We start from the raw sequence: 22493 nt of genomic DNA, 5'->3' as shown, positions 1-22493 counted from the left end.
CCTCGCGAAAAGACGCACCTAACGGGCTTGTTGCATGCGCAGCCGCCGCGCTGACTCTTCAGCACGCGCATCCTCGATCTCACCCATCACGGCGCCGAGGTTGACCGGCCCGGTCTTGTGGGCAAAGCGGCCCGTCAGCACCGTCTCGGGCTGCAGCACGCCGCGCTGGTACAGGTCCCAGATCTCGCTGCCGTAGTCGGTTTGCAGCAGCTCCGGCGCAAAGCGGCCGAAGAAGCCGCGCAGGTTGGCCACGTCGCGCAGCAGCATGCGGCCCGCGTGGTTGTTGCCGGCAGCGTCCACCGCCTGCGGCAGGTCGATGATGACCGGGCCGGGCTGGCCGTCCGTCACACCGAGCAAGATGTTGAATTCCGACAAATCGCCGTGCACAACACCGGCGCACAGCATGCGCACCACTTCCGTGAGCAGCGTGGCGTGGTGCTGGCGGGCATCTTCGGGCGTGAACTCCACGTCGTTCAGGCGCGGTGCGGCATCACCGTGCTCGTCGGTCACCAGCTCCATCAGCAGCACGCCATCGCAAAAGTTGTGCGGCTTGGGTACACGCACACCGGCAGCAGCCAGCCGGTACAGCGCATCGACCTCGGCGCTTTGCCAGGCCGCCTCGGTGGCCTGCCGGCCGAAACGCGTGCCCTTGGCCATGGCGCGCGCCTGCCGCGTGTTTTTGACCTTGCGGTTCTCGGTGTAGTCCACCGCCTGGCGAAAGCTGCGCTCGGTGGCGTCCTTGTAGACCTTGGCGCAGCGGGTTTCGTCGCCGCAGCGCACCACATACACCATGGCCTCCTTGCCGCTCATCAGTTGCCGTACCACGGTATCGATCAGGCCTTCTTCGAGCAGCGACTGCAGCCTCTTGGGTGTTTTCATGGCGCCATTGTGCGCCGGGCTCAGCCTCCTGCCGCCAGCACCAGCTGCGACAGGCGTTTGACGAGAGGGTCCAGCAGCTCCGTCGCGGTGTTCCCGTAGCCCAGCACAAGGCCGTTGTCTTCAGGCGCCGGCGCCATGGCAAACGAGGAAAGCGGCATGGGCGCCATCCCGTACCGCCGGGCAGCTTCCGCAATGCGAGCGCCCGCAAAATCCCGCGGCAGGCGGACAGCCAGGTGCAGGCCGCCCTGCCCGCCTTCAATGACGTGCGGAACGCGCAGGTGCCGTGTCAGTGCTTCCCGCAGGGCATGCTGGCGCTCACGGTACAGCCTTCGCATCCGGCCCAGGTGCCGCACAAACTGCCCGGATTCGATGAAGCCGGCCATGGCAAGCTGCTCATGGCTGTGGCCGCCGCGAAGCATCTCGCGCAAGGCGTCCTGCGCTGAAGCCAGCAGTGGCTTTGGCATGACCACGAAACCCAGGCGCAACGAGGGGAACATGGTTTTGGAAAACGTGCCAACGTAGAGCACAGGCGCATCGGCCACCAGGCCCTGCATCGCGCCTATGGGTTCGCCGGCATGCCGGAATTCGCTGTCGTAGTCGTCTTCAATGATCCAGGCGCCGTGCCTGCGCGCGGCAGACATCAAGGCCAGGCGGCGTGCCACCGACATCACCACGCCAATCGGATACTGGTGCGAAGGCGTCGTGTAAATCAGCCGTGGCGTGCGTGAGCGCCAATCCGCCGCGCCGATGTGCAGGCCTTCGTCGTCCATGCGTTTCGGCACGATGCGCAGGTCACCCGCATGCATCGCTGCCTTGGCGCCCCGGTAGCCCGGGTCTTCCACCCAGGCCGTGTCGCCCGGGTTGGTCAGCAAGCGCACACACAGCATGAGCGCCTCCTGCGCCCCTTCCGTCACGATGACCTGCGCCGGCTCGCAATGCACGCCGCGCGTGATTGCCAGGTGGCGCGCAATGGCGGTGCGCAGTTCAGCCTGACCGAAAGGGTCGCCGTAATGCAGCGCCGCCGGCAAGGCCTCACGCACCGCGCGGTCCAGCGTGCTGCGCCAGACGGCCAGCGGAAAGTGGGAAAGGGCCGGCACGCCGGGTCGCAGGGCGGTGCTGGTGTCAAGGCGTGCGGGGCCCGAGCGAATGCGGGACAGGCGCAGTGCCACGCGGGATGGCGCGGTGGCCTCGGGCTGCGCCTGTTGCGTGGCCGGGCGCAACAGAGCCGCCACGGTGCTTCCCTGCCGGTCGGCGCGGACATAGCCTTCGGACACAAGGTGTTCGTAGGCAATCGCCACGGTATTGCGCGAGACCGACAGGGTTTGCGCCAATGCGCGCGAACCGGGCAGGCGGCTGCCCGCAGCCAGCTGGCCCTTGAGGATGGCCTCCTTGAGCCTGCGGTAAAGCTGGCGCTGCAAAGGCTCGGCGTCGGACCTGTCCAGCGGGGCTTCCAGGAAACCCTGCGGGGCGGAGTGCTTTGGAGCGGACTTGTTAGCGGACTGGGTGGAGGGCATCGCGCAAGGGTTGTTGAACGGCAAAGAATTTGGTCGCAGATCGTGGCACCACGAAATAACCACTTTATGGCACTTTATGAAGAGCCACAAAGATCTTAACCTAGGCGATCAAACTCACAGGAGCATCGATGACCACACGCACAAACGCCTACGGGCAACCCATTGGCGAAGCCATGCAGGGCTGGACAGCAAGGCAAAGGCCGCCACGCATCACACTCGAAGGCCGGTATTGCCGCCTCGAGCCGCTGGACGCCAGGCGCCATGGCGACGACCTGTTCACCGCCTACGCCGCCGCACCCGACGGCCGGGCCTGGACCTACTTGGCCCCCGAGCCATTTACCGCGCGCAGCGATTTCGATGCCTACCTCGAACGCAACGCAGCCAGCGCCGACCCTTTGCATTACACGGTCGTGGACGCCGGCACCCAGCGCGCGGTCGGGACGCTGTCGCTGATGCGCATGGACACCGCCAACGGCGTCATTGAGGTCGGGCACGTGATCTTCTCGCCGCTGCTGCAGCGCAGCCGCGCCTCCACCGAAGCCCAGTACCTGCTGATGAAGCTGGTCTTCGAAACGCTCGGTTACCGCCGCTACGAGTGGAAATGCGACAGCCTCAACGCGCCGTCGCGCAGCGCGGCCGCCAGGCTCGGTTTCAGCTTCGAAGGCGTTTTCCGGCAGCTCCTCGTCTACAAGAACAGGACGCGCGACACCGCCTGGTTTTCCATCATTGACGGTGAATGGCCGCTCTTGAAGAAAGCCTTCGACAGCTGGCTTTCGCCGGGTAATTTTGATGCGCAGGGTGCGCAGGTTCTGGCGCTCACTGACATTCGCAGCCGCCTGATGCACAAAGCCCCCGCTGCGATGGCAGTCTGACGGCAGCACCACACAAGGGGGTTTCTTTTCGCCGCGAACTCCAGGACGGCGCCGGGTATGTATTTCCCGGCGCCGTACCGAAAGTTCAGTTCAGCACCAGTTGCGCGATGACACCGGTGGCGATGGCGATGAGTGCATAGTCCGCACCCACCTGCACCCACTGCTGGCCACGCGGCGGCGCATGGAGGCGATGCCCGCGCCAGTCATTCACCACATACTGACGGCCGCGGTACTCATTCGGGATGCGGCCGCCACGGTAGAACTGCGGGCCGTGCCCATCGAAGTGGCGGTCATTGCGGGCGTAACGGCGATCGTCACGATGGTCAAAACCGCGCCCGCCACGATCGTCTGCACGGGTATCTGCGCGACCATGACCGGGACCATAGCCGGGACCATCGTCGCGACTGTAACCGGGACCGACAGACCCGCGCTGCTCAACACGAGGCGACTCACCGCGCTGGCCGCGCCCGTCGTAGCCTTGCGCAAACGAGAGCGAGGCAAAGCCCAGCGACGCTGCGGCGATGGCACACACAATGGCTTTTGATTTCATGATCGACTCCTTTGGATGGAAGAGCCCTCATGGTGTTCCGGCGAAGTGTCGGCGCAGCAAAGCCGCGGGAGTGTTTGTGTAAAGCCTGGTTGCAATCTGTGCCGAACTCAGGTCTTGGCCTTTCAAGCCAGTACGGGCAAAGGCAAGCGCGCGGAAGGCTTGTCACTCTCGCCAAGTTGCAGCAGCTGAGCCAGCCATTCATCAACCAGCATCGGATCATTCACCGTCTTGATCGCCTGGTAAGCCACTTCCGCTTCAGGAAACCGCCGCCGCAAAAAATTGAGCCACTGCTTGAGGCGCCCAGCTCTCGCGCGTGTCTCAAGCCGTGAGCAGACGATGTGCCAGAACTCGGCGATCAGCGGCAGCAGCGTGGGCCAGCTCACGGTGGCATGGTGGTGCTCACCGGCCATATCCGCCTTGATCGCCAGCCCCAGGCCCGGGTCGCGCACCGCGCCGCGGCCGATCATCAGCACGCCGCAACCCGAAGCTTCACGGCAGCGCCGCGCATCTTCCACTGTCCATATCTCGCCATTGGCCACTACCGGAATCCTGACTGCGGCACGGATGTCGGCGATGCGTTCCCAGTAGGCGGGCGGCTTGTAGGCCTGGGCTTTGGTGCGGGCGTGTACCACCAGTTCGCCGGCGCCGCCGGCTTCGATGGCGAGCGCGCATTCCACGGCACGCGCATCGTCTTCGTAGCCCAGCCGCATCTTGGCCGAGACGGGCATGCCGGCCGGCACCGCCCGGCGAACCGCGCCGACAACGGCCGTCAGGGTTTCGGGCTCACGCAGCAGCGATGCACCTCCGCCGTGGCGATTGACCACCGCGGCCGGGCAGCCAAAGTTCAGGTCAATGCCTGCCGGACCAAGGCTTGCGAGCCGCGCGGCATTCTCGGCCATGCAGCCTGGGTCGGAGCCCAGCAGCTGCGCACGCACCGGCACACCGGCCAGCGTGCGGCCGCCGTGGTGCAGCTCGGGCACGATGCGATAGAACACACGCTCGGGCAACAGCTGGTCGGTGATGCGGATGAATTCAGAGACGCAGCGGTCAATGCCGCCGACCCGCGTGAGGATGTCACGCAGTACAAAATCCAGCAGCCCTTCCATCGGGGCCAACAGGACGGTAGCGCGTGGTTCAGTACTCATCCCAGCCAGCTTCTGGTTTCTATTTGGCGGCCAATCGCCACAAGGACGTGACTTCTGCCGCGCGCGCCGCATGCAGCGCATCGCTGGCGTCGGAGGCCTTGGGGTGATGCGGCTGCGCGTCCAGGCGGTCCACCACCTTGAGGCCCGCTGCATCGATCGCCGCCAGCAGCCAGGCGCGCGTGCGCAGGCCCAGGTGCTCGGCAATATCCGACAGGATCAGCCAGCCCTCGCCTTTGGGCTCCAGGTGCGCCGCCAGGCCGTTGAGGAAACCCAGCAGCATGCGGCTGTCTTCGTCATACACAGCATGCTCCAGCGGCGAGCCGGGACGCGCGGGCAACCACGGCGGGTTACAGACGATGATGTGCGCCTTGCCTTCGGGGAACAGGTTGGCCTCGCGCACCTCGACTTGCGGAAAGCCCAGGCGCTTGAGGTTGTCGCGCGCACAAGCCAGCGCACGCGGGTCCTGGTCGGTGGCCACCACGCGCTGGATGCCGCTGCGCAGCGCCAGCACGGCGGCCAGCACGCCGGTGCCGGTGCCGATGTCAAAACCGGTCAGGTCATCGGTACCTTCAGGCACGGGTGCCTGGGCCACCAGGTCGATGTATTCACCGCGCACCGGCGAGAAAACGCCGTAGTGCGGATGGATGCGGTTGTGCGGCCCGTCTTCACCCAGCGCGGGAATGGGCACGCCCTTGCGGCGCCATTCGTGCGAGCTGATGAAACCCATCAGCTCGCGCAGCGATGCGACGGAGGGCACTGCGCCATCCCTGGATGGTCCCCAGGCTTCGGCGCAGGCTTTTTTTGCATCCGGTGCGCGGCGCAAGGGGATGCTGTAGTCCGCGTCAAACGGAATCAGCACCATGCCCAGCACACGGGCGCGCTGCGCCTGGGACTGACGGTGCAGGTGAAAGGCTTCCGGAAAAACCGGTGCGGCTGCTGAAGCCTGGGTGCTGGCTTCCCCGGCCTTCTGGTCTTTCACGCGTTTCTCTCGCTTGGGTTTGGCCGGTTTGTCGACGCGGCGCGCCAGCGCCTGCAACAGCAGCCGGGCATTCTGGAAGTCGCCGCGCCAGAGCAGGCCCGTGCCTTCACACGCCAGGCGGTAAGCCGCGTCAGCCGCGAGGGTGTCGTCAGCGATCACCACGCGCTTGGGCGGCGGCGCACCGCGCTCGGAACGCCAGCGCGCAGAACGCGCTTCGCCGCCCTCCGTCCAGTGGATGGTGGCGGGCTCAGCAGAAGAAGCAACGGGAACGGCAGGTGAAACGGGTATCAGGGGCATCAGGGGCAGACACAAAGAAGAACAAAGAGGAAAGCCAAGTGTTTTAACAGATGGCCGCCCCCAGCGGCTGCAAGCGCTACCTAATCACTATCAATTTAATAGCTGCTCGCGCACATCCTGATTGCCTCTCAGGCACTTTCGATCCTGAAAAAACGGCTTTTTGAGGGTCTCCAGGCTGTTTTGGGCGCTCAACAGGCTCCAAAAAAGGCTTCCAGAGCACTTTTCAGGCCATTTTCAAGAACGATTTAGGCCTCAAGCCAAATAGGGACAGGCGCCAGCAGCTATGAATTAGATAGCAACGACAGACAGAGGGCGCTCCCCTCCTCACCAGCAGGAGCCGCGGAACTGGCTTCGCCAGGCCGCAGGCGCCGTCCCCTGCAAGGGAAGAGCCTCAAAAGGGGGTGTACCAATCTTCACCAGCAGGGGCCGGGGTCCGGCTTTGCCGGCCCCAAGGCGCCTGTCCCCTGCAAGGGGAGAGGAGGCTACACGAAGTGAGCCTCAACAGGGGTGTTCAAACTGTCCAACCGCCACCCAGCGCCCGAATCAGCCCCACCGTTGCCAGGTACTGCGCGGTCTTGACCTGCAGCGCCTGGCGGCGGTTGCGCAATTCGCTGCGCTGCGCATCCAGCAGTTCGAGCTGGCTGACAAAACCATTGCGGTAGCGCGAATCCGACAGCACCGTGGCGCGTGTGGCCGAAGCGACGGAACGCGATTGCGCTTCCGACTGCTCGGCCAAAAGGCGCAGGGCCGAGAGCTGGTCTTCCACGTCCTTGAAGGCGACGAGGATCTGCTCGCGGTAATTGGCCAGGGCGATGTCAAGTTCGGCATTCGCGTTCTGCACGCCGGCCTTGCGGCGTCCGCCGTCAAAGATCGGCAGCGAGAGCAACGCGCCCACGCCCCATGCCTGGGTCGAGACCTTGAACAGGTCCTTGATCTCGGGCGCGGCATAACCGGCGTTGCCTGTCAGCGAAAAGGTCGGGAACCACGCAGCCTGGGCGACACCAACGCGAGCCTGCGCGGCCTGCATGGTGCTTTGCGCGGCAGACACATCGGGCCTGCGCTCCAGCACGGTGCTGGGCACGCCGGCCGGTATCACCGGCAAGGCCGTCGACCATTCAGCAGGCGCGACGGCAAAGTTCGACGCTACCTCACCGACCAGCACAGCCAGGGCATGCTCCAGCACGGCGCGGCGCTGGTCGAGTGCCAGTGCATCGGACTCGGTTGAGGCGACCTCGGTGCGCACGCGGGCTACGTCCAGCTCGGCCACATCGCCCTCCTTGAAGCGCACTTCCGTCAGGCGCAGCGTGTTGCGGTAAGCCTGCAGCGTGTCGCGCACCAGCGTGCGCTCGGTGTCGAGCGCGCGCAGGTTGAGGTAGGTCTGCGCCACATCGGCCTGCACCAGCAGCTGGGTGCTGCGCAGCAAGGCCTCGCGCGATTTCGCGTCCAGCGATGCGGCGTCCGAGTTGAGCGACAGCTTGCCGATCAAATCGACTTCATACGAAAAGTTGGCGGCGGCTGTGACCGTGGTCTGCGCGACGCGGTTGGTCGTGATGTTGCTCTGGCGCACGGCACCGCCGCTCAAACCCACTTGCGGCAGGCGGTCGGCATCGGTGTTGCGCAGGATGGCGCGCGCCTGGGCCAGCCGGCCCGCGGCCACCTTGACACTGTTGTTGTTGGCGCCGGCCTGCTCGACCAGCTGGTCGAGTACCGGGTCGGCAAACGCCTTCCACCAGGTGCCTTGTGATTGCGGAGCGGTTGCTGCAGGCGCCGCCGCGACGGCGGCAGCGTTTTCCTTGTAGGCGGAAGGCGCAGCCGGAATGCTCGCCGGGTCAACCGACGCGCTGGTGGCGCAGCCGGCCAGCACCAGGGCTGCCAGCAAAGGCAGCAGCGCGGTGCGCAGTTTGGACGTTGTGTGGTTCATGATGAACTCCTGTACCTTTGATGCTTGTTGTTATTCGTGAAGCTTGAGGGGCGCTGCCGGCTGCGCGTGCGCACCTGCACCACCACTGCCCGCGAAGGCCTCGACGTGCGGCACTTCGCCATGCAGCTTGAGCGGACGGTTGCCCGTGAGGCGGCGCAGCGTGACGTAGAACACCGGCGTGAGGAAGAGGCCGAAAGCCGTCACACCAATCATTCCCGAGAACACCGCCACACCCATGGCATGGCGCATTTCGGCACCGGCACCGGAGGACAACACCAGGGGCAGCACGCCCATGATGAACGCCAGCGAGGTCATCAGGATGGGGCGTAAACGCAGGCGGCTCGCTTCAATCGCGGCCTGCAGCGGCGTGCGCCCGGCAAACTCCAGCTCGCGCGCAAACTCCACGATCAAAATCGCGTTCTTCGCCGACAACCCCACCAGCACGATCAAGCCGATCTGCGTGAAGATGTTGTTGTCGCCGCCGGTCAGCTTCACGCCCAGCATGGCGGCCAGCAGGCCCATGGGCACGATCAGCACGATGGCGATCGGCAGGGTCAGGCTTTCGTACTGCGCAGCGAGCACCAGGAAGACCAGCAGCAGCGCCAGCGGGAACACCCACATGGCCGAATTGCCGGCAATGATTTCCTGGTACGTGAGGTCCGTCCACTCGTAGCTGATGCCGGGTGGCAGGGTTTCAGCCGCGATGCGGGCGACCGCATCCTGCGCCTGGCCCGACGAGTAGCCGGGCGCGGCGCCGCCGTTGATGTCGGCCGAGAGGAAGCCGTTGTAGCGCATGGCGCGTTCAGGGCCAAAGCTGGGCGTGACTTTCATCAGTGCCGACAGCGGCACCATTTCGCCGGTGGCCGATCGCACCTTCAAGAGGCCGATGTCTTCAGCGCGGGCGCGGTAAGGTGCATCAGCCTGCACCCGCACGGAATATGTGCGGCCGAACTTGTTGAAGTCATTGGCGTACAGGCTGCCCAGGTAAATCTGCATGGTGTCGAACACGTCAGTCACCGGCACGCCGAGCTGGCGCGCCTTGGTGCGGTCGATGTCGGCATACAGCTGCGGCACATTGACCTGGAAGCTTGAGAACATGCCCGCCAGCTCAGGTGTCTGGTACGCCTTGGCCATGAAGGCCTTGGTGGCGGCGTCCAGCGCGGCATAACCGAGCGAGCCGCGGTCTTCCAGCTGCAGCTTGAAGCCGCCGGTGGTGCCCAGTCCCTGCACGGGCGGCGGCGGGAACATCGCAATGAACGCCTCCTGGATACCGCCGAATTTTCCATTGAGCTGGCCGGCGATGGCGCCTGCACTCAGGTCGGCGGTGGTGCGCTGGTCAAACGGCTTGAGCGAGAGAAACACGATGCCCGAGTTGGAGCTGTTGGTGAAGCCGTTGATCGACAGGCCAGGGAAAGCAATCGCGTGTTCCACGCCGGGTTGTTTCATGGCGATGTCGCTGATCTTGCGGATCACGTCTTCGGTGCGGTCCAGCGTGGCGCCGTCGGGCAACTGGGCAAAACCGATCAGGTACTGCTTGTCCTGCCCAGGCACAAAACCGCTGGGCACTGCCTTGAAGAGGCCCGCCGTGGCGAGCACCAGCACCAGGTAGACACCCAGCATGATGGCCTTGCGCGAAATCGCACCCTTGACACCGCGGCTGTAGTTTTCGGAACCGCGGCTGAACAGGCGGTTAAAGCCTGCGAAGAAGCGGCCGAACACCTTGTCCATGCCGCGGGTCAGCGCGTCTTTCGGTGCGTCATGGCTCTTGAGCAGCAAGGCGGCAAGTGCCGGCGACAGGGTCAGCGAATTGACGGCCGAGATCACTGTAGAGATCGCGATGGTCAGCGCGAACTGCTTGTAGAACTGTCCCGAGAGGCCGGTGATGAAAGCCAGCGGCACAAACACGGCGATCAGCACCAGCGCAATCGCGATGATGGGCCCCGACACCTCGCGCATGGCGCGGTAGGTGGCGTCGCGCGGACTCAGGCCCGCCTCGATGTTGCGTTCGACGTTCTCCACCACCACGATGGCGTCGTCCACCACAATGCCGATGGCCAGCACCAGCCCGAAGAGGCTGAGCGCGTTGATCGAAAAACCGAACAGGTGCATCACCGCAAACGTGCCGATGACAGAAATAGGCACGGCCAGCAGCGGAATGATGGAAGCGCGCCATGTCTGCAGGAAGATGATCACGACCAGCACCACCAGGGCCACGGCTTCGAGCAGCGTATGTACCACGGCCTCGATGGACGAGCGCACAAACTGCGTGGTGTCATAGACGATTTCGTAGTCCACGCCTTCGGGCATGCTCTTTTTCAGGTCCTTCATCACGGCCTGCACATCGTCGGATATCTGGATGGCGTTGGAGCCCGGTGCGGCAAACACCGGCACGGCCACAGCCTGTTTGTTGTCCAGCAGCGAACGCAGGGCGTAGTCGGAAGCACCGAGCTCCAGACGAGAAATATCGCGCAGGCGCGTCACGGCGCCGCCCTTGTCGGTCTTGACGATGATGTCACCGAACTCTTCTTCGCTTTGCAAGCGGCCCTGGGCATTGATGGACAGTTGCATATCCACGCCGGGCAGGCCGGGCGAAGCGCCCACGACGCCGGCGGCGGCCTGGATGTTCTGCTCGCGGATGGCGCGCACCACGTCGCCGGCGGACAAACCACGCTCAGCCACTTTTTGCGGGTCAAGCCAGACGCGCATCGAATAGTCGCCCGAACCGAACAGCTGCACCTGGCCCACGCCGTTGATGCGCGCCAGGCGGTCCTTGACATTGAGCACCGCGTAGTTGCGCAGGTAGGTCATGTCGTAGCGGTCGTTGGGTGACAGCAAGTGCACCACCATCGTGAGGTCGGGTGAGCTCTTGATCGTGGTAATGCCAAGGCGGCGCACTTCTTCGGGCAGGCGCGGCTCGGCTTGCGAGACACGGTTTTGCACGAGCTGCTGCGCCTTGTCGGGGTCGGTGCCGAGCTTGAAGGTGACGTTCAGCGTCATCAGGCCGTCGGTCGTGGCCTGGCTGCTCATGTAGAGCATGCCGTCGACGCCGTTGATGGCTTCTTCCAGCGGCGTGGCGACGGTCTCGGCGATCACCTTGGGGTTGGCGCCGGGGTAGTTGGCGCGCACCACTACCGTGGGCGGCACAACGTCCGGATATTCGGCGATCGGCAGCGAGCGCAGCGCGATCAGTCCGGCAATGAACATCAGCAGCGACAGCACGCCGGCAAAGATCGGCCGGTCAATAAAAAATTTGGAAAGATTCATGGCAATTCTTCTGGTTCAGGTGAAGGAGCGGCTCAGGACTTGGCCGCGACCTTCACGGCTTTTTCGGTGAGTTCCGACTTGGCGGTCATCTCGACCGGCTGCGGCGTGATCAGCGCTCCTGGGCGGATGCGCTGCAGGCCGTTGACCACAATGCGGTCGTTGGCGGCCAGGCCGCTTTTGACGACACGCAGGCCATCGACGGAAGCGCCCAGCGTGACTTCGCGGTACATCGCCTTGTTGTCGGCGCCCACCACCAGCACAAACTTCTTGTTCTGGTCGGTGCCGACGGCGCGCTCGTTGATCAGCAATGCCTTGCCTTTGGTGGCCTGGCCCATGCGGATGCGCGCGAACTGGCCGGGAATCAACTGGCCGTCCTTGTTGTCGAACACGGCGCGTGCGCGCACGGTGCCGCTTCGGGCGTCCACCTGGTTGTCAACCAGTTGCAGCTTGCCTTCAAACGGCGTGTCGGCGCTGGCGGCGGTGCCCATCTGTACCGGAATGCGGTCCAGGTTGCGGCCGCCCGCGATACCGGCGTTGGTGCCCTGCACATCCTTGAGCGCCTTGACCACGACCTGCTCGTCGGCGTCGAAGCTCGCATAAATCGGGCTCACGGACACCAGTGTGGTCAGCACGGGTGCGCCCGGTCCTGCTGCGACCAGGTTGCCCACCGTCACTTCGAGCTTGCCGACGCGGCCGGCCACCGGGGCGCGGACCTGCGAATACCCCAGGCTCAACTGCGCCGTTTGAAGGGCTGCCTGCGCGGCGCGCAGGTTGGCGTCGGCTTCACCCTTGCCGTTGGTGCGCTCGTCAAACTCGCGTTTTGAAATGGCCTGCTCGCCCCACAGGCGCTGTGAGCGCTCGTGTTCGCCCTTGGCCTGGGCCACACGGGCCTGCGCCGCGGCCACCTGGGCTTCGGCGCGCGCCACTTCGGCGGCGTAGGGTGCCGGGTCAATCGTCAGCAGCAGGTCCCCCTTTTTGACCAATGCGCCTTCGCGGAAGTGCACGGCCTGGATGGTACCGGCCACACGCGAGCGGATGTCCACGCGCTCGACCGCTTCCAGCCGGCCCGAAAACTCATCCCAGGCGGAGACGTCGCTTTGCACGACGGTGGCCACCGATACCGGCGTGGCCTGCGGCTCGGCAGGCGCACCCGACTGGGCACGCGTGCCCGAAACGCCGAAGATGACGGCCGTCACGCCCGTCAATGCCAGTACGGCCACGACGGTTGCCAGCAAACGGCGCTTGTTGTTGTGCAGATGAATCGATGTCATGGTGAAACCCCTCAAAAGAAAAGTAAAAAAAGGAACTGTGAAACTCAGGAATGGGTCGCATGCGCGGCCAGCGCATCAGCGAAAAAACGGGTGTACTGCTCATGCAGGACAGGGCCCCAAGCAGCCTTGTGGTCGCAAGGCTGCAGATAGCTGCAGGGCCAGCCGGTCGGCACCGGCAACACGGTCTCGTGCGCAACCAGGCCTGCGGCGCGCAGCCGTGCGGCGTAGGCCAGCGTTTCGTCGCGCAGCGGGTCGTCCTGTGCCGTGATGAGCAGCGTCGGTGCCAGGCCGGCCAGGCGGAATGCGGCGCCGGGTGCAGCGTAAGGGTGGCTTGCGTCTTCGGCCCGGGGCAGGTATTTGTGCCAGCCGTCGGCCCAGGTGCAGCCCACTGGCCCGGCTTCGGCGTCGCGCAGCGAAGCGGTCGCAAGGCATGGGTCCAGCATCGGCGACATCAGGATCTGCCCCGCCAGAGCCGGCTCATGCTGGTCACGCGCCATCAGCGCCACGGCTGCAGCGATATTGCCACCGGCCTCTTCGCCGGCCACAAAAACCGGCGCACCGACGCCGACCAGCTTGTGGCGGGCCTTGGCGGCCCAAACCAGCGCGGCATAACCTATTTCGACTGCATTGGGGAAAGGGTGCTCTGGCGCCAGCGGATAGTCCAGCGACATCACCACTGCGCCGGCTTGGGCCAGCAGCCCGGCTACGCAGGAACCGCCTTCCAGGGATCCGCCCACAAACGCGCCGGCATGGAAATGCACCACCAGGGGTGAAACGCCCGTGCCGCTGCGGCGGCCGTAAAAACGCACGTCCAGCGGCTTTTTCAGTGCCAGCTGGATCTGTTTTTCCACCCAGGGAGGGGGGCTTTTGTCGGCGCCTGCGGGGACGGGCTGTGGGCTGTTCATCTTGGCGAGCCGCACGCGGCTCCTCTTTGTTGCAATGCAGCAGAAGATACGCGCGGCAGGTCGCTTAATAAATAGCCGTTTTGTTTATACTTTATTTCACCAGTGCAACAATGAGGGGTAGCAAGCAGGCTTCTCCTCTGAAAATCACGGCCCCCCCATGAAAGCTCCCATGAACATCCGAGCGCGGAGTTTCATCCTTCCCTGTGGGGCAAGGTCAATTGGGAGTGAGCAATCCCGGAAAGTTCTCAGGGCTATTTCGCGCCCCGCACCTGAACCTGCTGGGCTGGTCACAATCGCCCCTCGCCGTTTTGCCGATGAGCCCCTGTTGGCAGATGCATCTCTTCCCCGGCAGCCATTTTTAATTACCGCCCCGTATCCCTCTTGCGGCGCCCGCCAGGCAAGGCACGCGCTGACGGCCCTCACCAGAACAGGACTCTTTCATGGATAAATTTTCCGCAATGCAGGCCTTTGTACGGGTTGTGGAGGCCGGCACGTTTACCAAAGCGGCAGATTCCATGGGTATGCCCAAGCCCACGGTGACGCGCCTGATCCAGACACTGGAGCAGTCACTGGACACCAAGCTGCTCAACCGCACCACGCGCAAAGTCACGGTGACGGCCGACGGTGCGGCTTACTACGAGCGCGCGGGCCGCCTTCTGGGCGAAATGGAAGAGCTTGAGTCGAGCATGTCGCGCGCCAAGGCCAGCCCGCGTGGCCGGCTCAAGGTGGACATTCCCTCTTCACTGGGCCTTGCGGTGGTGATTCCGGCCCTGCCCGACTTTTATGCGCGCTACCCGGACATCCAGCTGGAGCTTGGCGTGAGCGACCGGCCGATCGACATCCTTGCTGAAAATGTGGACTGCGTGATCCGCGGCGGGCAGATCACAGACCAATCACTGGTGGCGCGCCGCATCGGCGAGTTTTATTTGATGTCCTGCGCTTCACCCGCCTACCTCAAGCGCCACGGCGTGCCGCAGCACCCGCGCGAGCTGCAGGCGCACAAGCTGATCCGCTATTTTTCGCCGCGCGACGGCAAGCTTTACACCGTCAACCTGCAAAAAGACGGCGAGGTGGTGGAGATCGGCGGGCACCACCAGCTGTCGGTCAATGACTCGAACGCAGGTGTGGCGGCGGCGCTGGCGGGCCTGGGTATCCTGCAGACGCTCACCTTCCTGGTTCAGCACCATATCAGCAGCGGTGCGCTGGAACCCCTGTTCAACGGCTGGTGCTCCGAGGCCAAGCCCATTCATGTGGTGTACCCACCCAACCGCCACCTGAGCAACAAGGTGCGTGTTTTTGTCGACTGGATCGCCGACCTGTTCGCCAAACACGACCTGATACAGCGCAAGAGCAGCTTGCCGCAATAAACGCGGCAGACGACGCGACAGCCGCTACACCGAATGCATCGGCATTTTCCGGCGTCCCCAGCTTCCTACAGCTGGCGTCATCCGCAGACTACACCGCAGGACAACCCGCGGGAGTAAGGTCAGTGGCTGTCCCGCGTTTGCACGCCTGCGTTCATACACCGCCTTCCTTCCCTGCGAAAGACCACCCATGCCAAGACCCAAAGTTGCCGCGCCCGATACCGAGAGCCGAAAGGCACTGGAGCAGCGCGCGCGGGAAGCAGCCATGCCCGCACCACCCCGTGAAAAAGGCCGCTGGCCATTTCCGGTGCCGGACGACCAGCCCGCCGGCAAAACTGAAGGCCGCCACGAGGAACCGGAAAAGGCGGCCAAGCCAGGAAAGTCCGGCGACTAACTGCCGGATTCTCCATTCGCTCTCTTCTCTTCTGTGTCAGCGGCGCGCCAGGACGCGCTTGACCAGCACGGCAACAAACAGCACCAGCGCACCGGCGATCAAGCCTGTGAGTGCGTCCATCAACAGCGGCGTGAGCGCGGCCAGCAAAGCACCTGCTCCGCCTATGGCCGACGCTTTTTGTGCGAGCAGCTCGATCGCGTGATGCAGCGGCGCAAAGCCGTGCGTCAGAATGCCGCCGCCCACCAGGAACATCGCGATGGTGCCTGCCACAGAAAGGCCTTTCATGAGCCAGGGAGCGGTCAGCAGGATGGCGCGGCCTGCGCCGCGCTGCAAGCGGCCCAGGGCGCCGCCTCCTTCACGCTGGCTGAGGTAAAGCCCGCCATCGTCCAGCTTCACGATGCCTGCCACCAGGCCATAAACCCCCACCGTCATCAGGAGGGCGATACCGCCCAGAACAGCCACCTGTGTCACGAAGGGACTGGCCTGCACGGTGCCCAGCGTGATCGCGATGATTTCAGCGGACAGGATGAAGTCGGTGCGGACCGCGCCCTTGATCTTGTCTTTTTCAAGCGCCAGCACGTCTACGTCCGGGTTGGTCAGTGCGGCAGTCAGCGCCTCATGCTCGGCCGCCTGTTCGTCTGCGCTGTGCATGAATTTATGCGCGAGTTTTTCAAACCCCTCGTAACAGAGAAATGCACCGCCCACCATCAGCAGCGGCGTGACGGCCCACGGTATGAACGCGCTGATAGCCAGCGCGGCCGGTACCAGGATGGCCTTGTTGACGAAGGAACCTTTGGCCACAGCCCAGACCACCGGCAACTCCCGGTCTGCCTTGACCCCTGAGACCTGCTGGGCGTTGAGCGCCAGGTCATCACCCAGCACGCCGGCGGTTTTCTTGGCGGCCACCTTGGAAAGCAGCGCTACGTCATCAAGGATGGTGGCGATGTCGTCGATCAATGCGAGAAGGCTGCTGGCCATATGTAGGTTCCGTGTGCCGGCGCAAGGCCGAAGGGGTGAGCAAAACTTGCAAGGCCCGGCCGTGATGAGCCCGGCCGGCAGGAGTCCGGTGCTGCTGTTATGCGTTGTGGTGGCACCGAAGGCGAAGGCCTACTGTACCCAAATCCAGCGCAACAAAAAGCCGCCCCGCGGGCGGCTTTGGATGGGCGTCAGAGCGCTAGATGCTCAGCGCGCCGTGAGCCGTCCCAGGATAAAACCCAGCGCCAGGGCGGCACCGACAGCCTCCAGGGGCCTTTCCTGAACCCACGATTTCGAGGCGTCAATGGCCCGGCCTGGCGCTTCAGTCACCCGGCGGGTCTGGTCGGCAAAGCGGTCAGCCACAGTGCTGGCACCGCTGGCCAGCTTGTCGACGCCTTCGTGCGCGGCGGAAGACGCGCGGTCTACCGCACTGCGGGCCGGCTCAGCCACCTTGTCAATGCCGCTGTGGAGCGCTGCTCCGGCAGACTCGACGCCTCGCTGCAGAGGGTTGTCAGTACCGGAAGCCGTACCGGTGGAGGCTGTGGTTTTGTCCATGATGCTTCTTTCAAAAAAATTCCGCAAAATACCTCTGGGATCTATCTGAGCCTCGGTGATGACGGGCTCATGGTCGTCCAGAGGTGTCTGCCGACATTAAGCGGCGGCAGGCATGCGGACTGTGCGCAGCCGGATACGCTGCATGTAGGACAAGAGAGTGTTGTGCGCGCCGCGCGGTTGTCGGCCCACACTGACAGGAAAAAGGCCGCTTGGCTTGGCAGCCCCTGTCGCAGTTGCCCGCATCATCGTCCTGAACTCACAAGCCAAAGGCATCCAGGCCAGGCACCGTTGATAAACGCCCTTCCAACGTTTTTGAAACTCCAAGGAGAAGCACAATGCCCAGAATTGGACGACCCGCCCTCAGAACCGGCGCAACCGACAACGGCCAGCCGCGTAACGGCCCACCCGAGGAAGGTCTGGATGAAGACGACGCACTGGAGCTGCCGGTGGAGCCCGATGAAGGGATGCCGCTGATTCCTGATGACGATGAGCGGGTGGTGAATGTGCCGTCGTGAGATCGCGCTGTTGAGGCCTGGTTTGTTCTGTCGTTGGGCTTTTTGCTGAGGGTGGCTGGCCGGGGGTTGCCCGGCATGCAACTCACTTTCTTTTGCTTCGCCAAAAGAAAGTAAGCAAAGAAAAGGCGACCCTGGTTCCTGCGTCCCTCCGCTTCGCTGCGGGCAACCTGCGGTGCTCGGTCCAGCCGGGGTCAAAAACAACTCGCTTCGCTCAAACAAGTTTTTGCCCTGATCCGTCTGGACCTCCGCTCCTCGGCGCATCCACAAGGGGGTAGGAGAAGGATACCGAACACCCGAACGCCTGAAGAAACAAGGACACGCCATGGCGTGTCCTTGTTGGTATTGGAGTTGGTATTTGTCTTCAGTCCCCCCTCCCGATTAGCCCTTCTGTATGCGCCGAGGAGCGCAGGTTCAGGCGGATCAGGGATCGCGATTGTCTGAGCGAAGTGCAACGTAGCGAGTTCGAGCGAGACCCCGCCTGGACCGAGCACCGCAGGTTGCCCGCAGCGAAGCGTAGGGACGCAGACAGCAGGGTCGCCTTTTCTTTTGCTTACTTTTCTTTTGGCGAAGCAAAAGAAAAGTGAGTAGCTGCCGGGCTACCCCCGGCCAGCAACCCTCAGCAAAGAGCGCACCGCCGGAGCAAGAGCCGGCCTAGCTCAGACGAATGTCAGACGCTCAATCAACCAATCGCTTGAGCCGGATCTCTTCCAGCTTGGCACTGCCAAAAGCCACAGTCTTGAGCGATGGCATCTCGCGCTTGAACCCCGCCGCGTGTTCATAAAATCGCAGCGCACGCTCATTGCGCAACAGCACCCACAACGTTACCTGCGTGCAACCCTCTTCTTTCAGGCCCTCGCGCGCGCCGTCCCACAGGGCCAGGCCTGCGCCCTTGCCCCAATGTTCGGGCAGCACATACAGCGCCCAGATCTCACCCACTGTTGATTTGGTGCCGGCATCGCGGGAACGGTCAAAGCCGACGAAGCCCACGATCTCATCTCCGTCCGTGGCCACCAGCAGTTGCGGCTCGCTGAATTCGATGGCTTCGCGCCAGTAAGGCAGGCGTTTTTCTACCGTGATCTTGCCGAGGTAGTCCTCGGGCATGAGGTCTTTATAAGCGGCCTGCCAGGTGGCGACATGAATTTCGGCAATGGTTTTGGCATCACGGGGCGTAGCGGGACGGACGGAATAGCTGGACATGAAAAAAATCGCTTGTGAATCGGTGCGGGAAATGATCGGGGGAGCAGAATTGTCGCCCAAATCGCCTCCCACCCGGCAATACATTCGCTTCACGGCGGTCTGGCGGCAGGATGAATGCCCGGCAAGTGACTTGGGCGTCGGGTACATTCGTCGCACCCTAACACTTACAAGCGCTTGCACATCATGGCCCAAGGTATTCAGTTTCCCCTGCAAATGTCCTTCAAACTCATCGCCTTTGCACCGCAATTTCTGGTCAAGGACGCGCATAGCCAGCCGGTGGCGTATGTCAAACAAAAACTCTTCAAGCTCAAGGAAGCCATCACGGTTTTCACCGATGAAAAACAGGACCGGCAGCTCTACCAGATCAAGGCGGACCGGATTATCGATTTTTCAGCGCTTTATCACTTCACCGATACCCAGGGCGCGGCGCTGGGCGGCATCAAGCGTCGCGGCATGCGCTCCATGTGGAGAGCCGGTTTTGACGTGCAGGACAACGGCGTCACCCACTTCAGCATCAACGAGAAAAGCGTGATGACGCGTTTTCTTGACGGCCTATTCAGCCAGATTCCGGTGATCGGTATGTTTTCGGGCTACCTGTTCCATCCCGCCTACCAGGTGACGAGACCCGACGGCACCCTGGTGGCCGAGCTCACCAAGCAGCCCGCCCTGTTTGAGGGCCGGTTCACCGCCGAGCGGATGGCCCCCGTCAATGAACGCGAAGAGCAGCAGTTGTTGCTGTCCCTGATGACCGTGCTGCTGCTGGAACGCCTGCGCGGTTAACGCAGACGCCGGCGCAGGCAGCTACCCGTACCCGAAGCAGCGATGGACGACCCGGCCCACCCTGGCGATCCGGCGAATGCGGTTCTGTTCAGCGTCCAGCTGAACCCGGAAGGGGTGCATTTCAGCGCCTCGCCGTCCCTGCCGATCCTGCAATCGGCGCTCCAGGCCGGCGTGGCGATGGACAGTTCGTGCAGAAACGGCACCTGCCGCACCTGCATCCGCCGGCTGGCCAACGGGCAGGTGGCTTACCGCATCGAATGGCCGGGCCTGAGCGCCGAGGAAAAGCAGACGGGCTACATCCTGCCCTGTGTCGCGTACCCACTGTCGGATGTGGTGATCGGGCCAGGGGATTGAACTGGCGGGATCTGCCGTAGACCCACGGGAAAAGCCCCGGGCGACGCGGCGCCGTCGCCCAGCGCACGCTGCATCAGCACCGTGTCCACCCACTGGCCGAACTTGTAGCCGACACTGCCCAGCGTGCCGACACGGGCAAAGCCCAAAGCCTCGTGCACCCTGAGCGAGCCCGTGTTGGCGCTGTTGCCGACCACGCCCACCATTTGCCGGAAACCGCGCTGCTCGCACTGGCGGATCAGCTCACGCAGCAGGGCGCTGCCAATGCCGGACTGGCGCATGCCGGGCGCGACGTAAATCGAGTCTTCCACCGTATGGCGATAGGCCGGCCGCGAACGGTAGGCACTGCCATAGGCATACCCCACCACCTCTGCGTTGCGATGCGCCACCAGGTAGGGGTAGCCGCCCTGCAGGATGTCAGCGCGGCGCGAGAGCATCTGCGCGACGCTGGGCGGCTCCAGCTCAAACGTCGCCAGGTTGGTGGCCACGTAGTGCGCGTATATCGCCTGGATTGCCTCCATATGGCTTTCGGCACAGGGACCGATCACCAGGGAACCCCGAGTTTCAGAGGAAGGATCGGGGCGGGTGGCCTGGGGTATAGGTGTGAGGTGCATGCCGCTATGGTTGCGCAACGGCATGCATAAGTAAATATGTCAAAACTTATCAGATTGATTAGAATTTCTTTGCATGCTCAACCTGGACCACCTGCGCACCTACGCCCTCATCGTTGAAACCGGGAGCTTTTCCGGTGCGGCCGAAAGGCTGGGCCTTTCACAGCCCGCCGTCAGCCTGCAAATCAGGCAGCTGGAGCAGAAGCTGGGCGTGCGCCTGATCGAACGCGTGGCGCGCCGCGCAACGCCCACACCCGCAGGGCTTGACCTGATGGAAGAAATCCAGCATGTCAACACCGCCGTAGACGGCGTCATGGCCGCCATGGCTTCCCACTCCTCGAATGTGGCCGGCCGCATCACGCTGGGCATTGGCGCCACGGCCTGCCTTTATTTCCTGCCGCAAATCCTGCGCTCATTGAGGCTGCGGTTTCCCAATCTGAGCGTGGTGGTCAGCACGGGCAACACGGCCGACTTCGTCAAGGCGGTGGAAGGCAACATGCTGGACCTGGCGCTGGTCACGCTGCCCGTCAAACGGCGCGCGCTGGTGGTGACACCGTTGTTCAACGACGAGTTTGTGGCCATCGCACCCAAGCGTGATGCCGCCACGCCCGCCAGGATCACGCCGGCCGTCCTGGCAAAGCGCGAGCTGGTGCTGTTCGAGCCGGCGGCCAATACCCGCGTGATCATCGACCAGTGGTTTCAGGATGCGGGCCACGCCCCCAAACCCATCATGGAACTGGGCAGCGTCGAAGCCATCAAGGAAATGGTGGCGGCCGGCCTGGGCTGCAGCATCCTGCCCGCAATGGCGGTCACCGGCCCAGGGCAGCATGCCGAACTCGTGGTCCACCCGTTGTACCCACGGCTGCAAAGGACGCTGGCCTTGATCATGCGCAACGACAAACCGGTGAACAAGGCCCTGCACCAGGTGATTGCCGCCATTTCACAGCGGGCGGGCGCCGAGCCGCGCCAGCCGGGCTCCCGGCCTTCCCCGCAAAACAACAAGCTGTAGCACGCCTGTCAAACAACTGTGCAAGGATGGGCGGATGCTCCCTCCGCCACTGCCTCCGCCACTGAATAGCGCAGCCGACAGCCCACGCAGCTTTCACAGCCCCTACAGCCTCACGCCGGCGCGGGATGCGGCGGCCAGCTTTTCGGAGATGGAAGAGCTCAAGACAATTTTGCTGGCAGGCAGCGCGCACTTTGACGTGGCCGTTGCGGCCGAAGCGCATACTGCCGGCCCGTCTTTTCCGCTGTATGTGGCGGGCATCGGCTCCCGCGACCCTGCGGCGCCCGCGGTCGGTTTCTTCGGCGGCATCCATGGACTGGAACGCATCGGCACGCAGCTGGTTTTGCATTACATGCGGGCGTTGCTGTTTCGCCTGGAGTGGGACGAGTTGCTGCACCGGCAACTCCAAAAGATCCGGCTGGTGTTCATGCCCATCGTGAACCCCGGCGGCATGTGGGCGCACAAGCGCGCCAACCCCCAGGGCGTGGACCTGATGCGCAATGCCCCCCACAAGGCCGACGCCCGTGTGCCCTTCCTGGCCGGCGGGCAAACCGTGAGCCCCCGGCTTCCCTGGTACTGCGGAAGGCCCGGCATGCCGATGGAAGTGGAAAGCGCGGCCGTACTGCAAGTGGTGCGGGAACAACTGGCCAGCCGGCCCTTCAGCCTGGCACTGGACTGCCATTCGGGCTACGGCTTTGAGGACAGCCTGTGGTTTCCGTACGCCAGGACGCGCCGGCTGATGCCGCACCTGCCGGAGATGTTTGCACTGCGGACCATGCTGGAGCAATCGCACCCGCACCACGCCTACAGCTTCGAGCCGCAAAGCAACCAGTACCTGCTGCACGGCGACCTTTGGGACCATGCCTATGATCGCGCACCGGCGGAGAACATCTTTTTGCCGATGACGCTGGAGCTGGGCTCGTGGTTATGGATACGCAAGAACCCGCGCCAGCTGTTTTCGCGCCACGGCATTTTCAACCCTATTAAGGCGCACCGCACGCGGCGCGTACTGCGCCGCCATGCGGACCTGCTGGATTTCCTGACACGCGCCGCATTTTCCGCGCCGCGCTGGCTGCCTTCGGGCGAACAGCGCGTGCAACTCGCACGGCTTGCCGCAGCGCACTGGCGCCCGCGCAGGGTGGTGTGAC

At 63.9% G+C, this 22493-nt stretch carries 20 protein-coding genes and 1 pseudogene; 8 read left to right on the top strand and 13 right to left on the bottom strand.

All coding sequences use genetic code 11. The annotated features are described in order from the left end of the window. Positions 1–18: 18 nt before the first annotated feature. Entirely contained in the window at positions 19–879 is an 861-nt protein-coding gene (locus AC1D13_RS01680) for a PA4780 family RIO1-like protein kinase (protein WP_477688817.1), read from the bottom strand. Between the two features lie 20 nt (positions 880–899). Next, the gene (gene pdxR, locus AC1D13_RS01675) at positions 900–2393 is read right to left on the bottom strand and encodes a MocR-like pyridoxine biosynthesis transcription factor PdxR (protein WP_477688816.1); all 1494 of its coding nucleotides are present in this window, start codon (positions 2391–2393) and stop codon (positions 900–902) included. A gap of 128 nt (positions 2394–2521) precedes the next feature. Here pdxR and AC1D13_RS01670 point away from each other — a divergent pair. Further along, positions 2522–3223, top strand: a pseudogene (locus AC1D13_RS01670) (GNAT family N-acetyltransferase); the annotation flags it as partial. Between the two features lie 127 nt (positions 3224–3350). Here the strand turns inward: AC1D13_RS01670 and AC1D13_RS01665 are convergent. The 7 genes from AC1D13_RS01665 to AC1D13_RS01635 form a co-directional block, all read right to left on the bottom strand. After that, a complete protein-coding gene (locus AC1D13_RS01665) occupies positions 3351–3815 on the bottom strand; it encodes an RcnB family protein (protein ID WP_477688815.1) in 465 nt (154 codons plus the stop codon). Between the two features lie 122 nt (positions 3816–3937). Then, positions 3938–4960, bottom strand: a complete 1023-nt coding sequence (locus AC1D13_RS01660) for a tRNA dihydrouridine synthase (protein ID WP_477688814.1) — start codon at positions 4958–4960, stop codon at positions 3938–3940. A gap of 19 nt (positions 4961–4979) precedes the next feature. After that, a complete protein-coding gene (locus AC1D13_RS01655; protein ID WP_477688813.1) occupies positions 4980–6236 on the bottom strand; it encodes a methyltransferase in 1257 nt (418 codons plus the stop codon). A 511-nt stretch (positions 6237–6747) separates the two neighbouring features. Next, complete coding sequence (locus tag AC1D13_RS01650) at positions 6748–8157, bottom strand: efflux transporter outer membrane subunit (RefSeq protein WP_477666330.1); 1410 nt, start codon at positions 8155–8157, stop codon at positions 6748–6750. Positions 8158–8187: 30 nt separating this feature from the next. After that, on the bottom strand, positions 8188–11421 hold the full coding sequence (locus AC1D13_RS01645; protein ID WP_477666329.1) for an efflux RND transporter permease subunit: 3234 nt from the start codon (positions 11419–11421) through the stop codon (positions 8188–8190). A gap of 32 nt (positions 11422–11453) precedes the next feature. Further along, the gene (locus tag AC1D13_RS01640) at positions 11454–12692 is read right to left on the bottom strand and encodes an efflux RND transporter periplasmic adaptor subunit (protein WP_477666328.1); all 1239 of its coding nucleotides are present in this window, start codon (positions 12690–12692) and stop codon (positions 11454–11456) included. A gap of 44 nt (positions 12693–12736) precedes the next feature. Beyond that, on the bottom strand, positions 12737–13612 hold the full coding sequence (locus AC1D13_RS01635) for an alpha/beta hydrolase (protein WP_457279191.1): 876 nt from the start codon (positions 13610–13612) through the stop codon (positions 12737–12739). 425 nt (positions 13613–14037) lie between these two features. On the opposite strand from AC1D13_RS01635, the gene AC1D13_RS01630 reads away from it, so the two are divergent. Continuing rightward, entirely contained in the window at positions 14038–14964 is a 927-nt protein-coding gene (locus tag AC1D13_RS01630) for a LysR family transcriptional regulator (protein WP_457279192.1), read from the top strand. 187 nt (positions 14965–15151) lie between these two features. Beyond that, positions 15152–15355 carry a hypothetical protein gene (locus tag AC1D13_RS01625; protein ID WP_477666327.1) on the top strand — a complete coding sequence of 68 codons (204 nt, stop codon included), beginning with the start codon at positions 15152–15154 and terminating at the stop codon, positions 15353–15355. Positions 15356–15391: 36 nt separating this feature from the next. Here the strand turns inward: AC1D13_RS01625 and AC1D13_RS01620 are convergent, their stop codons facing one another. Together AC1D13_RS01620 and AC1D13_RS01615 are read right to left on the bottom strand one after the other, a co-directional pair. Beyond that, on the bottom strand, positions 15392–16333 hold the full coding sequence (locus AC1D13_RS01620) for a DUF808 domain-containing protein (RefSeq protein WP_457279194.1): 942 nt from the start codon (positions 16331–16333) through the stop codon (positions 15392–15394). A 204-nt stretch (positions 16334–16537) separates the two neighbouring features. Continuing rightward, positions 16538–16885, bottom strand: a complete 348-nt coding sequence (locus AC1D13_RS01615) for an ElaB/YgaM/YqjD family protein (RefSeq protein WP_457279195.1) — start codon at positions 16883–16885, stop codon at positions 16538–16540. Positions 16886–17220: 335 nt separating this feature from the next. Between AC1D13_RS01615 and AC1D13_RS01610 the strand changes: the two genes are divergently transcribed. Then, a complete protein-coding gene (locus AC1D13_RS01610) occupies positions 17221–17400 on the top strand; it encodes a hypothetical protein (protein ID WP_457279196.1) in 180 nt (59 codons plus the stop codon). A gap of 675 nt (positions 17401–18075) precedes the next feature. Here AC1D13_RS01610 and AC1D13_RS01605 read toward each other — a convergent pair. Beyond that, positions 18076–18597, bottom strand: a complete 522-nt coding sequence (locus AC1D13_RS01605; protein WP_457279197.1) for a GNAT family N-acetyltransferase — start codon at positions 18595–18597, stop codon at positions 18076–18078. A 183-nt stretch (positions 18598–18780) separates the two neighbouring features. On the opposite strand from AC1D13_RS01605, the gene AC1D13_RS01600 reads away from it, so the two are divergent. Both AC1D13_RS01600 and AC1D13_RS01595 read left to right on the top strand, forming a co-directional pair. Further along, positions 18781–19377 (top strand): LURP-one-related family protein, encoded by a 597-nt coding sequence (locus AC1D13_RS01600; protein WP_457279198.1) that lies wholly within the window; start codon positions 18781–18783, stop codon positions 19375–19377. 42 nt (positions 19378–19419) lie between these two features. Further along, positions 19420–19731: a 2Fe-2S iron-sulfur cluster-binding protein gene (locus tag AC1D13_RS01595; RefSeq protein ID WP_457279199.1), complete on the top strand. Its 312-nt coding sequence runs from the start codon at positions 19420–19422 to the stop codon at positions 19729–19731. On the opposite strand, the gene AC1D13_RS01590 is transcribed toward AC1D13_RS01595, so the two are convergent. Beyond that, complete coding sequence (locus AC1D13_RS01590; RefSeq protein WP_477688812.1) at positions 19671–20342, bottom strand: N-acetyltransferase family protein; 672 nt, start codon at positions 20340–20342, stop codon at positions 19671–19673. The genes AC1D13_RS01595 and AC1D13_RS01590 overlap by 61 nt on opposite strands. 73 nt (positions 20343–20415) lie before the next feature. Between AC1D13_RS01590 and AC1D13_RS01585 the strand changes: the two genes are divergently transcribed. After that, entirely contained in the window at positions 20416–21348 is a 933-nt protein-coding gene (locus AC1D13_RS01585) for a LysR family transcriptional regulator (protein WP_477688811.1), read from the top strand. A gap of 148 nt (positions 21349–21496) precedes the next feature. Next, positions 21497–22492: a M14 family zinc carboxypeptidase gene (locus AC1D13_RS01580; RefSeq protein WP_477689133.1), complete on the top strand. Its 996-nt coding sequence runs from the start codon at positions 21497–21499 to the stop codon at positions 22490–22492. The last annotated feature ends 1 nt before the right edge of the window (position 22493 follow it).

The organism is Polaromonas sp. P1_E12, assembly GCF_056405975.1.
The sequence above is the reverse complement of the archived record's forward strand: the minus strand, read 5'-3'. Positions and strand labels throughout refer to the sequence as shown.